General features: G+C 66.1%; 14 protein-coding genes and 1 pseudogene. 6 read left to right on the top strand and 9 right to left on the bottom strand.

Features of this window, described 5'->3' with window-relative positions:
- Positions 1-84: 84 nt before the first annotated feature.
- Both B9C43_RS20270 and B9C43_RS20265 read right to left on the bottom strand, forming a co-directional pair.
- Positions 85-603 carry a ribonuclease FAU-1 family protein gene (locus tag B9C43_RS20270; protein WP_033383112.1) on the bottom strand — a complete coding sequence of 173 codons (519 nt, stop codon included), beginning with the start codon at positions 601-603 and terminating at the stop codon, positions 85-87.
- A gap of 171 nt (positions 604-774) precedes the next feature.
- A complete protein-coding gene (locus B9C43_RS20265) occupies positions 775-1,377 on the bottom strand; it encodes a ribonuclease FAU-1 family protein (protein ID WP_235038739.1) in 603 nt (200 codons plus the stop codon).
- A gap of 116 nt (positions 1,378-1,493) precedes the next feature.
- Between B9C43_RS20265 and B9C43_RS20260 the strand changes: the two genes are divergently transcribed.
- The gene (locus tag B9C43_RS20260; RefSeq protein WP_084428494.1) at positions 1,494-2,630 is read left to right on the top strand and encodes a DUF5685 family protein; all 1,137 of its coding nucleotides are present in this window, start codon (positions 1,494-1,496) and stop codon (positions 2,628-2,630) included.
- On the opposite strand, the gene B9C43_RS20255 is transcribed toward B9C43_RS20260, so the two are convergent.
- A complete protein-coding gene (locus B9C43_RS20255) occupies positions 2,627-3,430 on the bottom strand; it encodes a hypothetical protein (RefSeq protein WP_084428493.1) in 804 nt (267 codons plus the stop codon). The two genes, B9C43_RS20260 and B9C43_RS20255, sit on opposite strands and share 4 nt — an antisense overlap.
- Positions 3,431-3,502: 72 nt before the next feature.
- On the opposite strand from B9C43_RS20255, the gene B9C43_RS20250 reads away from it, so the two are divergent.
- Positions 3,503-4,444, top strand: coding sequence for a helix-turn-helix domain-containing protein (locus tag B9C43_RS20250; RefSeq protein WP_084428492.1), 942 nt, complete (start codon positions 3,503-3,505; stop codon positions 4,442-4,444).
- A gap of 29 nt (positions 4,445-4,473) precedes the next feature.
- A pseudogene (locus B9C43_RS20245) lies at positions 4,474-5,289 on the top strand (DUF5685 family protein); the annotation flags it as partial.
- A 146-nt stretch (positions 5,290-5,435) separates the two neighbouring features.
- Here the strand turns inward: B9C43_RS20245 and B9C43_RS20240 are convergent.
- Positions 5,436-5,978, bottom strand: coding sequence for a hypothetical protein (locus tag B9C43_RS20240; RefSeq protein ID WP_084429095.1), 543 nt, complete (start codon positions 5,976-5,978; stop codon positions 5,436-5,438).
- Between the two features lie 94 nt (positions 5,979-6,072).
- On the opposite strand from B9C43_RS20240, the gene uvrB reads away from it, so the two are divergent.
- Complete coding sequence (gene uvrB, locus B9C43_RS20235; RefSeq protein ID WP_084428490.1) at positions 6,073-8,244, top strand: excinuclease ABC subunit UvrB; 2,172 nt, start codon at positions 6,073-6,075, stop codon at positions 8,242-8,244.
- Positions 8,241-8,756, top strand: coding sequence for a P-loop nucleotide/nucleoside kinase family protein (locus B9C43_RS20230; protein WP_235038738.1), 516 nt, complete (start codon positions 8,241-8,243; stop codon positions 8,754-8,756). Before uvrB ends, B9C43_RS20230 begins: the two co-directional genes overlap by 4 nt.
- Here the strand turns inward: B9C43_RS20230 and B9C43_RS20225 are convergent.
- The 5 genes from B9C43_RS20225 to B9C43_RS20205 form a co-directional block, all read right to left on the bottom strand.
- Positions 8,742-9,080, bottom strand: coding sequence for an MmcQ/YjbR family DNA-binding protein (locus B9C43_RS20225; RefSeq protein WP_033383105.1), 339 nt, complete (start codon positions 9,078-9,080; stop codon positions 8,742-8,744). The two genes, B9C43_RS20230 and B9C43_RS20225, sit on opposite strands and share 15 nt — an antisense overlap.
- Positions 9,081-9,134: 54 nt before the next feature.
- A complete protein-coding gene (gene argG / locus B9C43_RS20220) occupies positions 9,135-10,580 on the bottom strand; it encodes an argininosuccinate synthase (RefSeq protein ID WP_084429091.1) in 1,446 nt (481 codons plus the stop codon).
- 194 nt (positions 10,581-10,774) lie between these two features.
- On the bottom strand, positions 10,775-11,401 hold the full coding sequence (locus B9C43_RS20215) for a hypothetical protein (protein WP_033383099.1): 627 nt from the start codon (positions 11,399-11,401) through the stop codon (positions 10,775-10,777).
- A gap of 26 nt (positions 11,402-11,427) precedes the next feature.
- Positions 11,428-11,973: a hypothetical protein gene (locus B9C43_RS20210; protein WP_084428489.1), complete on the bottom strand. Its 546-nt coding sequence runs from the start codon at positions 11,971-11,973 to the stop codon at positions 11,428-11,430.
- A gap of 25 nt (positions 11,974-11,998) precedes the next feature.
- On the bottom strand, positions 11,999-12,754 hold the full coding sequence (locus B9C43_RS20205; RefSeq protein WP_084428488.1) for an SDR family oxidoreductase: 756 nt from the start codon (positions 12,752-12,754) through the stop codon (positions 11,999-12,001).
- A gap of 66 nt (positions 12,755-12,820) precedes the next feature.
- Between B9C43_RS20205 and B9C43_RS20200 the strand changes: the two genes are divergently transcribed.
- Positions 12,821-13,663, top strand: a complete 843-nt coding sequence (locus tag B9C43_RS20200; protein ID WP_084429089.1) for a sigma-70 family RNA polymerase sigma factor — start codon at positions 12,821-12,823, stop codon at positions 13,661-13,663.
- Positions 13,664-13,721: the final 58 nt, after the last annotated feature.

The raw sequence follows: 13,721 nt of genomic DNA, 5'->3' as shown, positions 1-13,721 counted from the left end.
GTTCGGTGCGTAATCGCCCCAAGACGCGACAAACCCCCCGCGAATCCTTGGCGTTCACGGGGGGTTTGTGGTGAGAAAGTACCGTCAGTAGGGCGGCCACACCTCGAAAACATGTTGGCCGGTCAGCCAAGCACTCAGATCGTGCCGGTAGTAGCTCAGCTCCTCGAGCGTCTTGTGCACGGTCCGCAGCGCCAGATCCGCGTCACCGGTGCGCAGGACCCGGCCGGCCACGGCGGCGGCGAACTCTTCGGAGCGCACGATCCGCGCGGCCGCGCCCGGCGCTGACGCCAGGCCCAGCAGAAGATCAGTGGTGCGCCATGATGTGCCTTCGCGCGTGATCCGTGCCGCGGTGAGCACACTCGGGCCGGAGCGCGCATGGCGTGAGCGCGGGCGTTGGTGCGTGAGCCGGACGTTGATCTCCGGCAGCAGCCACGTCACCTCGGAGTCATAGAAAGGGTCCTCCGGAGTGGGGCATTCCACTCTCAGGCCCCAGCGCTCCTCCTGGCATGTCCGGAGGCGCCGGATCGTACCCGACGAGTACCTGCGAACCGCGGAAACTGTGTCGACTATGTCGACCAGCTGCGGGGTGATGGCCGTTCCCACGCGGCCGAAGAGTAGTCGGAACGGCGCGGTGCGTGATCACCCGGGTTTCATTCGTTACATCACGGCTTGTGTTCGAGCGTATATCGATCTGTGAGCGGTTCGCGGTTACCCTGAACGGCGGTTGACAAGATCAATTACCCGCGAGTAAGGCTTTCGCCACGCTGGTTGAAATCAGGGTTTGCGCTGGTCTCGCCACGTCAGATCGATGCCGAGGGACTCCAGCCACGCGCACGTGTCATAGCCGTGCCGGGTGATGCCTTCGACGGTCCGGTACGTCCGCTCCAGGGTCCGCTGGGCGGTCCCGGCGTCGATCAGCCGGGCGTCCAGCGCGGCCAGCAACTCGTCGGTGTCCACGACCTCGAGGCGCTCGCCGGTGTACACGTGGATGTCCAGATAGATGTCGACCATCCGCCAGACCGGTCCTGGCGCAGCGTCACGGGCGGCGAAGTCGGTGTCGACCTCGACGAGGTCGATGTAGATGTCCTCGCGCTGCCGGGCACCGGGGTGGGTGTGCCAATGGCTGACCCGCAGGCCGAGTTCGGGCAGCAGCCACGATTCGATATAGGCCAGCTCCGGGTGGCCGTCCATCTTGCGCGCCATGAACAGGCCGAACTTTTCCATGCGGTATTCGTCGACAGTGCGCCGGAAACCCTTGGGGTCGATGTTCTCCATGGCTTTGACGTCGAACAACTCCACCTTTGGCGGGTGTACGTGCGGTGCGACGTCGAGGCTGACCCTTGGGCGGGCAACGGGCAACGCGTAGTCGGAGCTCACCTGGTCATGGTGCCTACGCCGACTGGATCAGTGCACCCTCCGCAGCGGGGGGATTGTGCGTCCGATCGGGTGATAACGGTTAGTATGCCGTCCTTCGTGATCTGGGGGAGGCATTCATGTTCGGCATCATCCGGCCTTGCCGTCACAGACTTTCACCACGGCTGCGCACTTCGTGGCTGGCTCACCTTTGCGGGCTCTGCCTGGCATTACGGGACGATCACGGGCAATTGGCGAGAACCGTCACCAATTACGACGGCCTGGTGATCTCCGCACTTGTCGAGGCGCAGTCCCACGGCGAGACGCGGCGGACGGCCGGACCGTGCCCGCTTCGAGCGATGCGGACCGCTTCCGTCGCACAGGGTGACGGTGCCCGGCTGGCGGCTTCGGTGTCGTTGGTGCTCGCCTCGGCGAAGATCAACGACCACGTGGCCGACCGGGACGGGCTGTTCGGCCGCCGTGGCGTTTCGCTGGCGGCTCGAAAGGTCGCCGGCCGGTGGGCGGCGCAGGGCGCGTGGACCGGTGAGCAGATCGGGTTCGACACGGCCGTCCTGCTCGATGCCGTCGCCGAGCAGCCCCTTGTCGAGAACTCGATCCGGCGTGGGGACTCGTTGCTCCTGGCGACCGAACCCACCGAGACCGCGACCGCCGCGGCCTTCGCGCACACGGCTGTGCTGAGCGGCCGTCCGCGGAACGTGGATGTCCTGTCGGAAGCCGGACGGCTCTTCGGCCGGGTCGCGCACCTCGTCGACGCCGTGGAGGACCTAGACGAAGACCGCGCGACCGGAACGTGGAACCCGTTGCTGGTCACTGGGACCTCGCTGGAGGAGGCCCGCCGGATCTGTGACGACGCGGTGCTCGGCGTGCGGCTTGCCTTGCGCGAGGCGGAGTTCGTCGACGACAAGCTCGTCCACGCCCTGCTGGCCCATGAGCTCGACCACGCCATCAAGCGTGCGTTCCGCGACGTGCACGGGCCGTCCTTGGATCAGAAGACGAAACGCAAGGACAAGCGCGAGGACAAGCATCACGAGTGGCAGAAGAAGGGCTGGGAACAGCCGGACCGCAGCTGGGGTGCCGCATGCGGCTTGGCGATGGTCATGTTCTGCACCTGCCAGTACTGCTGCGCCGACCCGTACCACGACCCATGGACCGGTGAGCCGCGTGAAGGCTGGTGCCACCGCTGCGATTGCGACTGTTGTGATTGCTGTGACTGCTGCAGCTGTGGCGACGGCTGTGGATGTGACTGTTCTTGTTAGGACGGCTCGGTTCGTAGCTCGTGATAGCCGTCCGGGCGGCGAGCTTCGTAGTACCAGCGGCCTTGTGCGATCTCCAGATAGCGGACATCGGCAACCGGTTCTCCGGTGGCCTGGAATCCATCGCTTGTCGCAACGGCGATTCCGGTGCGCTCGAACCAGTTCTCCGCCGCGGTCGCGCGTCCGTCGTAGGCCGCGCGACCGTCCGGCAGGATCGTCGACAGCCTTGCTCCGCGTGCGTCCCAATGGCCTCTACGTCCACTGAGGACGGTCCCGTGTGAACGCCAGGTGATGCCGTCGTCGGAGGTGGCGTAGGAGGTGGACATCCGGTCTTCCGCGCCTTCGATGTCCAACGGGTGCACGCAGACCCATGCCTGCCAACCACTTCCGAGCGGCCTGATCACCGGGTCCTTGACCGCGGGCGCGTCGAAGTCCAGCTTCTTCAGTGGTGCGTCGGCGAGGTCCTCGAGCGCCGGTGCTTCGATCAGGCCGATCCACCACGCCTTGGTGCCGCGTTCCGAGCAGGAAACGTAGATCCGCCAGCCGTTTTCGGTCTTCACCAGCGGTGACTTCTCGACCATGGGCACGTTCAGCGCCTTGGCCGTCAGTTCCGTGATCGTCTCGAACTTCACGCCGTCGTCGGACCTGGCGATGACGACGCGGTCGCCGTCACCCCGTGTGCGATACGAGAGATAGGTCGTGTCGCCGACCTGCAGGGCGCACGGTGCGCCTGCCCAACGCTGTCCGCCCACGTCAGGCGGTTCGGCAACGACTTCATACGGTCCTTCGCCTGGAAACTTCATAACTGCCACTGTGCTTCGCGCGGCCTTTGCGCGACACTGGCAGGAAAGACCAGATATCGGAAGATCCTGCCAATGAAGTCTGTCGTAGCGGTGGTCGGTGACCGGATCGCCGGGTTTGAGCTGGGCATTCTCTGTCAGGTGTTCGGCCTGGACCGGTCGGACGACGGCCTGCCGTGTTACGACTTCGCCGTCTGCGGCCCGCGTCCCGGGCTCGTGCCGACCACCTCGGGCTTCGCCGTCGAGGTCCCCTCCGGCTTGGACCGGGTGGTGTCGGCCGACCTGGTCGCCATCCCGGCGTGGCCGGACCTCGGCGCACCACTGGACCCGGCGATCGGCGCCGCGATCCGTGCCGCTCACGAAGCCGGGGCGACCCTGCTGTCGATCTGCAGCGGGACTTTCGCGTTGGCCGGGGCCGGCGTGCTCGACGGTCGCCGGGCGACCACCCACTGGCAGTTCACTTCCTTGCTGCGCAAAGGTTTTCCTTCGGTCGACGTGGTTGAGGACGTGCTCTACGTGAGCGACGGGCCGATCCTGACCAGCGCTGGCGCTGCCGCCGGGATCGACGCGTGCATGCACCTCGTCCGGACCGTGCACGGCGCAGAGGTCGCGAATGCGTTGGCTCGCCGTATGGTTGTGCCCGCTCATCGCGAGGGAGGACAGGCGCAGTACGTCGAAATGCCTGTGCCCGCCAGTCCTTCGGGGTTCTCGACCGTCCTGGACTGGGCGGCGGAGCACTTGGCCGAGCCGTTGACCGTGGCCGTGCTGGCGCGCCGGGCAGGGATGTCCGGGCGCAGCTTCGCCAGGCACTTCAAGGCGATCACCGGCGTCACACCACATCGGTGGCTGCTGGAGCAACGGTTGCAGCGCGCCGAGTTGTTGCTGGAAACGACTGAACTGACTGTGGATGTCGTCGCCCGCACATCGGGCTTCGCGCATCCGGACACGCTTCGGCATCACTTCGCCCGTCGGCGTGGCACGTCGCCAAGCGCTCATCGCCGGGCTTTCACCCGTTAGGATCCGGCTCGATTGGGGGGATCCGGAAAATGTTCGGAATCATCAGACCGTGCCGTCACAGGCTTTTGTCGCTGCACGCCTCGTGGCTCGCCCACCTTTGTGGACTGTGCCTGGCGTTGCGGGACGAGCACGGTCAGCTGGCGAGGACCGTCACCAACTACGACGGCCTGGTGATCTCTGTCTTGGTTGAGGCACAGTCGCATGTCTCGGCTCGGCGCACCGCAGGACCGTGTCCGTTGCGGGCGATGCGGTCTGCTTCCGTGGCCCAAGGGGACGGTGCCAAGTTGGCCGCTGCGGTCTCGTTGGTGCTGGCGTCGGCCAAGGTCTCCGATCACGTCGCTGATGGCGATGGTCTGGCCGGTCGTGTGCCCGTTGTGGCGCGTCGGGTGGCTGCTCGGTGGGCTGTGCAGGGCGCGTCGTCGGGTTCTTCTGTCGGGTTCGACACGGCTGTTCTGGTCGACGCCGTCTCGCGGCAGACCGCCGTCGAGTCGTCGGCTCATACATTGCTGGACGTGACTGAACCAGCTGAAACCGCTGCGGCTGCGGCGTTCGCGCATACGGCCGTGGTGAGCGGGCGGCCTGCGAACGCGGCCGCCTTGTCGGAAGTCGGGCGGTTGTTCGGGCGGATCGCCCACATCATCGACGCCGTCGAGGACCAGGCCACGGATGCCTGGAACCCGCTGTCCGCCACAGGAACATCGGCCGCTGAGGCTCGTAGGCACTGCGGCGACGCGTTGCTGGGGATGCGGCTCGCCTTGGACGAGGCCGAGTTCGTCGATGACCGTCTCGCCCGGATGCTGCTGGTCGACGAGGTCGAGCGGGCCGTCAACCGGGCGTTCGCGCATGCCTCCGGCAAGCGGCGGAAGAAGAAAAAGAAGGACGAGGCGGTGGGGTACGGCGGTGACGCCGTCGACATGGGCGTGTCCGACGCCGCACACGTGGCTCGCGGCGGCAAAGGTTGTTGCAGCCACTGTGACTGCTGTGACTGCTGCTAGCAGTAACCGAGCCGTTCCATGAACGGCCTGATCCATGCGTGGAAATGAGCGCCGTACTCGCGCTGCGCCGCGGCCACGATGGCGCCTGGATCCGTTGTCGGTTCCAGGCCGAACCGGGTACGGACCCAGTCGACGAAGACTTCGTGGCCGCCGCTGGGCTCGGCGTCTTCGTAGCGCTCGTATGACACCTCGTCGTGGCCGATGATCGGGTCCACGTCGGACGTCAGCAGCTGGAACAACTCCGGAAGATTCCGCGCGACGACGTGGTCGCCGCCTTCGTCGCCGAACGCGACTACGGGCAGGGTGGCCAGGTCTTCGCGGTCGTCGACGCGCCAGAACCCGTAGTGCGATCCCGAACCGTTGGCCATGGCGAAAACGACCACCCGGCTCAGGAAGTCCGGGTCGGTGAGGTCGACCGCCTCGAATGACATCTTGTCGTCGTACTCCGGCAGCGGTTCGAAACAGCGCGACAGGTACTCGGCACCGACCTGCTTCTGCAGTTCGGCCAGTTCGTTGAGTTCGGGCACCGGGCTGTACACGCCCGACATCGTCCCAGCCGTCACACCAGTCGCTTTCTCCACCCCGACCTGCGCCGATGCAAAACTGTCGGTGGGTGGGCATAGAGTCTTCGTCGTGGCATTCGCGACCGAACACCCAGTGATCGCCCACTCCGAGTTCCGGCCGGTGGGCGACATCGAGCGCACCTCCTCGACCTTCCAGGTGGTCAGTGACTACCAGCCCGCCGGTGACCAGCCCGCAGCCATCGACGAGCTGGAGCGCAGGCTGAGGGCAGGCGAGAAGGACGTGGTGCTGCTCGGTGCGACCGGTACCGGCAAGTCGGCCACCGCGGCATGGCTGATCGAGCGTGTCCAGCGGCCGACGCTGGTGCTCGCGCCCAACAAGACCCTGGCCGCCCAGCTGGCCAACGAGCTGCGCGAACTGTTCCCGCACAACGCGGTCGAGTACTTCGTCAGCTACTACGACTACTACCAGCCCGAGGCGTACATCCCGCAGACGGACACGTACATCGAGAAGGACTCGTCGATCAACGACGACGTGGAGCGGCTGCGCCACTCAGCCACCTCCAACCTGCTCTCCCGGCGCGACGTGGTCGTGGTCGCCTCGGTGTCCTGCATCTACGGCCTTGGTACTCCGCAGTCGTACCTCGACCGGTCGATCGAGGTCCGCGTCGGGCAGGAGCTCGAGCGCGAAACGCTGCTGCGAGCGCTGGTCGATGTGCAGTACACGCGCAACGACCTCGCGTTCGCGCGGGGCACGTTCCGCGTCCGCGGCGACACCATCGAGATCATCCCGGCCTACGAGGAACTGGCCGTACGGATCGAGATGTTCGGCGACGAGGTCGACAAGCTGTACTACCTGCACCCGCTCACCGGTGACATCGTCAGGGAGGTCGACGATCTGCGGATCTTCCCGGCCACCCACTACGTCGCCGGCCCCGAGCGGATGGAGAAGGCGATCGTCGCGATCGAGAAGGAGCTCGAGGAGCGGCTGGCCGAGTTCGAGCGGCAGGGCAAACTGCTGGAGGCGCAGCGGCTGCGGATGCGGACCACGTACGACATCGAGATGATGCGCCAGGTCGGCTTCTGCTCGGGCATCGAGAACTACTCGCGGCACATCGACGGCCGCGAGGCCGGGTCGGCGCCCGCGACGCTGATCGACTACTTCCCCGAGGACTTCCTGCTGATCATCGACGAGTCGCACGGAACGGTGCCGCAGGTCGGCGGTATGTACGAGGGCGACGCGTCCCGCAAGCGCAACCTCGTCGAGCACGGCTTCCGCCTGCCCTCCGCGCTGGACAACCGGCCACTGACCTGGGAGGAGTTCCAGGATCGGATCGGCCAGACCGTGTACCTGTCGGCGACGCCCGGGCCGTACGAGATGGGGCAGACCGGCGGCGAGTTCGTCGAGCAGGTCATCCGGCCGACCGGCCTGGTGGACCCCGAGGTGATCATCAAGCCGACCAAGGGCCAGATCGACGACCTGGTCGGTGAGATCCGCGACCGCGCGGACAAGGACGAGCGCGTCCTGGTCACCACGCTGACCAAGAAGATGGCCGAGGACCTGACCGACTACCTGTTGGAGCTCGGCATCAGGGTGCGTTACCTGCACTCCGAAGTGGACACTCTGCGCCGGGTGGAGTTGCTGCGGCAGCTGCGCACCGGCGAGTACGACGTGCTGGTCGGCATCAACCTGCTGCGCGAAGGCCTCGACCTGCCCGAGGTGTCGCTCGTGGCGATCCTCGACGCGGACAAGGAAGGCTTCCTGCGTTCGGGGACGAGCCTGATCCAGACGATCGGCCGTGCGGCCCGTAACGTCTCCGGCCAAGTGCACATGTACGCGGACAAGATGACCGCGGCGATGCAGCACGCGATCGACGAGACGAACCGCCGCCGCGAAAAGCAGATCGCGTACAACAAGGAACGCGGCATCGACCCGCAGCCGCTGCGCAAGAAGATCGCCGACATCCTCGACCGCGTCTACCAAGAGGCCGACGACAACGAGGTGGCCGTCGGCGGCTCCGGCCGCAACGTCTCCCGCGGCAAGAAACCAACGGGAGAGAAGGGCGTCCCTGCCACCGGCGGCAAGAGCTCCGGCGTCGTGCGTTCCGACCGCGACATCAGCAAGATGCCTCGCGCCGAACTGGCTGATCTGGTCGCCCAGCTGACCGACCAGATGATGAACGCGGCCCGCGAACTGCAGTTCGAGCTCGCGGCCCGGCTGCGCGACGAGATCCACGACCTGAAGAAGGAGCTGCGCGGCATGGACGCCGCAGGCATCAAGTGACGCACTTGTTCGTGCTGGTGGGCGGGTGGCCTGGGTCGGGAAAGAGCACGCTGGCCGCTGCTCTCGGCCCGCACCTTGGCTTACCCGTTCTGGCGAAGGACGAGCTCAAAGAAGCCTTGGCTGACGGGCTCGGGCAACCATGCACGGTGGCGGAGTCACAGCGGCTCGGCCGGGCCGCGGTCCTGGGACTCCTCCGGGTAGCGCAGCGATGTCCTGGCGCGGTGCTGGACAGCACGTGGTTCGACTACACCACGCCGCTGGTGCAAGCGCTGCCCGGCCGTGTGGTGGAGATCCGGTGCGTGGTTCCGGTCGAGGTCGCACGATCCCGGTATCACGCACGCGCCGCTCACAGGCACAGTGGCCATTTGGATCTGCGGCGTGACGAGTCGGAGTTGTGGGGCCGACCGGTGGCGCCGTTGGGAATCGGCCCGCTGATCGAGGTCGACACCACACACCCGGTGGACATTCCCGCGCTTGCCACGGAGATCCTCCGGGCGTCACGTGTCGATTGAGGCGGCGACCTTCTTGGGCACGCACATGCGCCACGCGTCGATGACGAGCTCACGCATCTCGTCCGCGTCAATGGCGTCCAGCCGGACCTGAACCCAGTTGAAGCGCGCGTCGGACTTCGAGGGTGGGAAGAACTTCTCCGGCTCAGCCTCGATCAGGGCATCTCGTTCGTCTTTGGGGTAGCCGAACCCCATCGTCGTCTCGTCGCGGGACAGCGCGACGAACACGATCTGGCCGACCCGGAACTTGATCCGGTCCCGCACAATCGCCTCGTACGCCCGCGGCAGCGATAACGCGACTTCGCGGATTTCCTCAACGGTGACCATGCGAGCAAGCTACCCAACGGGTACGACACTCGTTGGGTAGCAGCAAGCAGCAGATCAGTCGTTGCCCTCTTCCAGCGCCGCGTGGTCGAGCAATTCGGCTTCCTCGGCCGGGACCTCGCCGCGTGACGCGATCGCTTCGGCGCCGCCCTCGGGCATTTCGCCGATCAGCTCCGTCTGCGGCGACGCAGCGATCAGCATCGTGTGCTGGCTGCCGACCATGCCGAGACCGGCGTACTGCTCGAGCCGGGCACGCGAGTCGGCGATGTCGAGGTTGCGCATGGTCAGCTGGCCGATCCGGTCGACCGGGCCGAACGCGGCGTCTTCGGTCCGCTCCATCGACAGCTTGTCCGGGTGGTAGCTGAACGCGGGGCCGGACGTGTCCAAAATGGAGTAGTCCTCGCCGCGCCGCAGCCGCAGCGTCACTTCGCCGGTGACGGCCATGCCGACCCAGCGCTGCAGCGACTCGCGCATCATCAACGCCTGCGGGTCGAGCCAGCGGCCTTCGTACATCAACCGGCCGAGCCGGCGGCCTTCGTTGTGGTAGCTGGCAAGGGTGTCCTCGTTGTGGATCGCGTTGACGAGCCGCTCGTACGCCGCGTGCAGCAGCGCCATGCCCGGCGCCTCGTAGATGCCGCGGCTCTTCGCCTCGATGATCCGGTTCTCGATCTGGTCGGACATGCCCATGCCGTGCCGTCCGCCGATCGCGTTGGCCTCAAGCACGAGGTCGACCGGGGTCGCGAACTCCTTGCCGTTGATCGACACCGGCCTGCCCTGCTCGAAGCCGATCGTCACGTCCTCGGGCGCGATCTCGACGGCCGGGTCCCAGAACCGCACACCCATGATCGGCTCGACGATCTCGATCCCGGTGTCGAGGTGCTCCAGCGACTTGGCCTCGTGCGTCGCGCCCCAGATGTTCGCGTCGGTGGAGTACGCCTTCTCGGTGCTGTCGCGGTACGGCAGGTCCCGGGCCAGCAGCCACTCGGACATCTCCTTGCGGCCGCCGAGTTCGGTCACGAAGTCCGCGTCCAACCACGGCTTGTAGATCCGCAGCGACGGGTTGGCCAGCAGGCCGTAACGGTAGAACCGCTCGATGTCGTTGCCCTTGAAGGTGGAGCCGTCGCCCCAGATCTGCACGTCGTCCTCGAGCATCGCGCGCACCAGCAGGGTGCCGGTGACGGCGCGGCCGAGCGGCGTGGTGTTGAAGTATGTGCGGCCGCCTGTGCGGATGTGGAACGCCCCGCACGAGAGCGCGGCCAGGCCCTCCTCGACCAGCGCGGCACGGCAGTCGACCAACCGGGCGATCTCAGCGCCGTACGACTTGGCACGGCCCGGCACCGACTCGATGTCGAGCTCGTCGTACTGGCCGATGTCTGCGGTGTAGGTGCAGGGCACCGCGCCCTTCTCGCGCATCCACGCGACAGCTACCGACGTGTCGAGACCGCCGGAGAAGGCGATACCGACACGTTCACCGACAGGCAGAGAAGTGAGCACCTTGGACACAAGCACGATTATGCATGACCATGTATGACCATGCAAAGCGGGTGCCGGGGTGACCTCCGCTACTCGGCCCGAGCAGGGCTGGGCCGGGACCTGGGCCGCCCGCTCGAGGTCTGCGGGTCGGTCACGCCTCGAAACACAATGAATGGGGATCCCGTGCGAAACCGGGATCCCCATTCAGGTGTTTTTAATTGCTCTTACTTGCACGCATTCGGGTCGGCCTGGAACAACGGGCTGTTCGAACCTCCGGTGCCGGAAACGCGGGACGTTTCGTGCGCGATTCCGCTGTTGTCCACGCGGTACGTGACCCGCTCGCCTTCGTAGATGTAGTTGTCGTAGTCGACAATGCCAGCACTGACTGAAACGAGTTGACGGTCGGCGCCTGTGCCTTCGCAGCCGTATCGGGCGATCGTGGCGACGGCGCCGCCTTCGTACAGCTTGAGCGGTGCCTGGTCAGCGGTCCTGACCTGCTTCAGCGTGCTGCCGAAGAAGCCCCACAGGCTGAAGTGATCGGTGTGTGCCCCCACGATCTCGGTCACCATGATCTCCTGGCGGTTGTCGTCGTTCATGTCGACGACCCGCGGCGGCATCAGGCCTGCGTCGGGGCCCGGGTAGTACGGCATGGCGGCGGTGTAAGCGATTCTGCCGAGCTTGACGGTCAGCTTCTGCGTGTTGTTGGGCAGCTCGGACAGCACGACCGGCTCGGGTGCGCCGTCGCCGTTGACGTCGGCCATCCAGTGGATCTCCTCGGCCGCGGATGCGGGCGAGGCGGCGAACGCGACAGTGGCGGCTGCGAAAGCGAGAATGGACGCGACAATACGCATGGCGGTATATCCCCCTGGTAAGTGGTTTAAGTGACGCGATTTCCGTCATTGGAAGAGACGTCAGAACCACCATTGAGTTGTTCGACGTGACCTGGATCACGTCGAACAACTTCCATCTCCTGCTGCAGCCGCCACGTTGCGCCATTTGTCGAGATGACATTGCGCCAATGGAATGACTGCGGCGTGATCGACGAGAAAATCCACTGCAAAGATCGCCCATCCGGCTGTTGACCGGCGAGGACGATTTCATCGCCCTGCTGGCGGGCGACGAACTGCTGCACGTACCCGGAGGTCGGCCCGATCCAGGTCGACCGCCACGCGGTGATGCGTGGGTCGTAGAACCGCACAGTCATGCCGTACTCACGGCCGGGCACGATCCACACGTCCTGGACGGCCCGGCCTTGCAACGCCCACCCGAAGTGCCACTCGCCCCGCATGGTCCGGGTGGTGCCGTCCTCGAAGTGGTCGGTGACGGTGAGATCCCATGCGCCGACGAACTGGCCGAACAGCATCAGTTCGGCCGCGTGATCCGGATGCGGCCCGTCCGCCGCCACGATGTCTGTGATGGTCATGCACCGATGCTGCGGGCCAACCGCGTCACGGTCTTGAAGATCCTTGCAGCCTTTCGGCGAGGAAAGCCTCCCAAGTCCGGGTGCCCCGAGCGCCGTCCAGCGTCAGGTTGTCCCCGGCCCGGTACGCCTTGCCTGCCTTGCCGGGGATCCGCAGTGGCACCTTCGCCCGGCGCTTGCCGATCGCCTGCAGGTAGCTGGTGAGCACCGACCGCATCTCGTATTCCTGGGGACCGGCCAGTTCCGGCACCAGCCCGGCCGGTTCGCCGAGTGTCAGCTCGACCAACCGGGCCGCGACATCACGAACGTCGACCGGCTGCAGCCGCATACCGGGCACTGGCACGAGCGGGAGTTTGGCCATGGCCTGCGCCAGCTTCAGGACAAGGTCGTGGAACTGGGCGGCACGCAGGATCGTCCACGGCACACCCGACTGCTTGATCGCCTGCTCGGCGGCCAGTTGCGACTTCAGCCAGGCCAGCGGAACCCGGTCGGCGCCGATCACCGAGATGAACACGACGTGCTGGACGTCCTTGGCGGCCGCCATCAGGTTGCGGGTGGCCACGTCGTCGCCTTTGTTGCTGCCCGCCAGGTGCAGGATCGTCGAGACACCTGCCACGGCCTCGGCGATACCGGTGTCCGCGACCAGGTCACCGGTCACGTACTCGACGCCATCCCGTGGTGGCTGGGCGTGCCTGCTCAGGATCCGCACCTGCTGGCCCGCTTCGAGCAGCAGCGGAGTGACGTGTCGTCCCAGGGTGCCGGTCCCGCCGGTGAGCAGAATCATGGTTACTCCTCGCTTGATCTGTGGATCTACTGGGGTGACACGCGCCGAGGAAGGAATGTGACAACCGTGGACGCCGAACTTTTCGAGCAGCACCGGACCCGCCTGCGCGCAGTGGCCTATCGGATGCTGGGTTCGGCGGCCGAGGCCGACGACGCGGCGCAGGACGCATGGCTGCGCGCGAGCCGCGCCGACACCACCGAGGTGGAGAACCTTGGCGCCTGGCTGACCACAGTCGTCGCCCGCGTATGTCTGAACATGCTGCGGTCACGCGAACAACGCCGTGAGGATCCGTTTGAGATCGACGTGGTCGCATCCGAGAACCCTGAACAGGAAGCGGAGCTCGTCGACTCGGTTGGGGTGGCGATGCTCGTCGTGCTCGACACCTTGGCGCCAGCCGAGCGAGTCGCGTTCGTGCTGCACGACATGTTCGCGGTGCCGTTCGACGAGATCGCGCCGATGATCGAAAAGTCCACGGCGGCGACACGTCAACTCGCCAGCCGAGCCAGGAAACGAGTGAAAGGCGCCGAACACAAGCCCGATCTCGTCCGGCAGCGCGAGGTGGCCGATGCCTACCTGGCCGCGACGCGCGGCGGTGATTTCGAGGCGTTGATGACTTTGCTCGATCCGGACGTGGTGCTGCGTGCGGACGCGACGGCCTTGCCGATGGGCCGGTCGGTCGTGATCAAGGGAGCGGCCCCGGTTGCCAAGCGTGCGATGGCCTCCGCGAGCCGCGCGATGTTCGCCGGCGTCGCACTGGTGAACGGTGCTCCTGGACTGGTGATGGCTGTTGGTGGCAAGCTGGCGGTGGTTCTCGCGTTCACTTACGTCGACGGCGTGATCAGCGAGATCGACGTGATCGGCCACGTCGATCGGCTGCGTACTGTCGATGTTGCGGTCATGGATATTTAATACGTAAAACCTGTCTCGTTGTCAGGCTTGTCACGGCTCGCCGGACTGCGGTTTGCTC

The organism is Kibdelosporangium aridum, from assembly GCF_900176515.1.
Lineage (GTDB): Bacteria > Actinomycetota > Actinomycetes > Mycobacteriales > Pseudonocardiaceae > Kibdelosporangium > Kibdelosporangium aridum.
The sequence above is the reverse complement of the archived record's forward strand: the minus strand, read 5'-3'. Positions and strand labels throughout refer to the sequence as shown.

Excerpts from the sequence above, each read along its gene's own strand:
- B9C43_RS20260 (WP_084428494.1), top strand. The coding sequence starts at position 1,494 with ATGTTCGGCATCATCCGGCCTTGCCGTCACAGACTTTCACCACGGCTG.
- B9C43_RS20255 (WP_084428493.1), bottom strand. The coding sequence starts at position 3,430 with ATGAAGTTTCCAGGCGAAGGACCGTATGAAGTCGTTGCCGAACCGCCT.
- B9C43_RS20250 (WP_084428492.1), top strand. The coding sequence starts at position 3,503 with ATGAAGTCTGTCGTAGCGGTGGTCGGTGACCGGATCGCCGGGTTTGAG.
- B9C43_RS20225 (WP_033383105.1), bottom strand. The coding sequence starts at position 9,080 with ATGGTCACCGTTGAGGAAATCCGCGAAGTCGCGTTATCGCTGCCGCGG.
- B9C43_RS20215 (WP_033383099.1), bottom strand. The coding sequence starts at position 11,401 with ATGCGTATTGTCGCGTCCATTCTCGCTTTCGCAGCCGCCACTGTCGCG.
- B9C43_RS20210 (WP_084428489.1), bottom strand. The coding sequence starts at position 11,973 with ATGACCATCACAGACATCGTGGCGGCGGACGGGCCGCATCCGGATCAC.
- B9C43_RS20205 (WP_084428488.1), bottom strand. The coding sequence starts at position 12,754 with ATGATTCTGCTCACCGGCGGGACCGGCACCCTGGGACGACACGTCACT.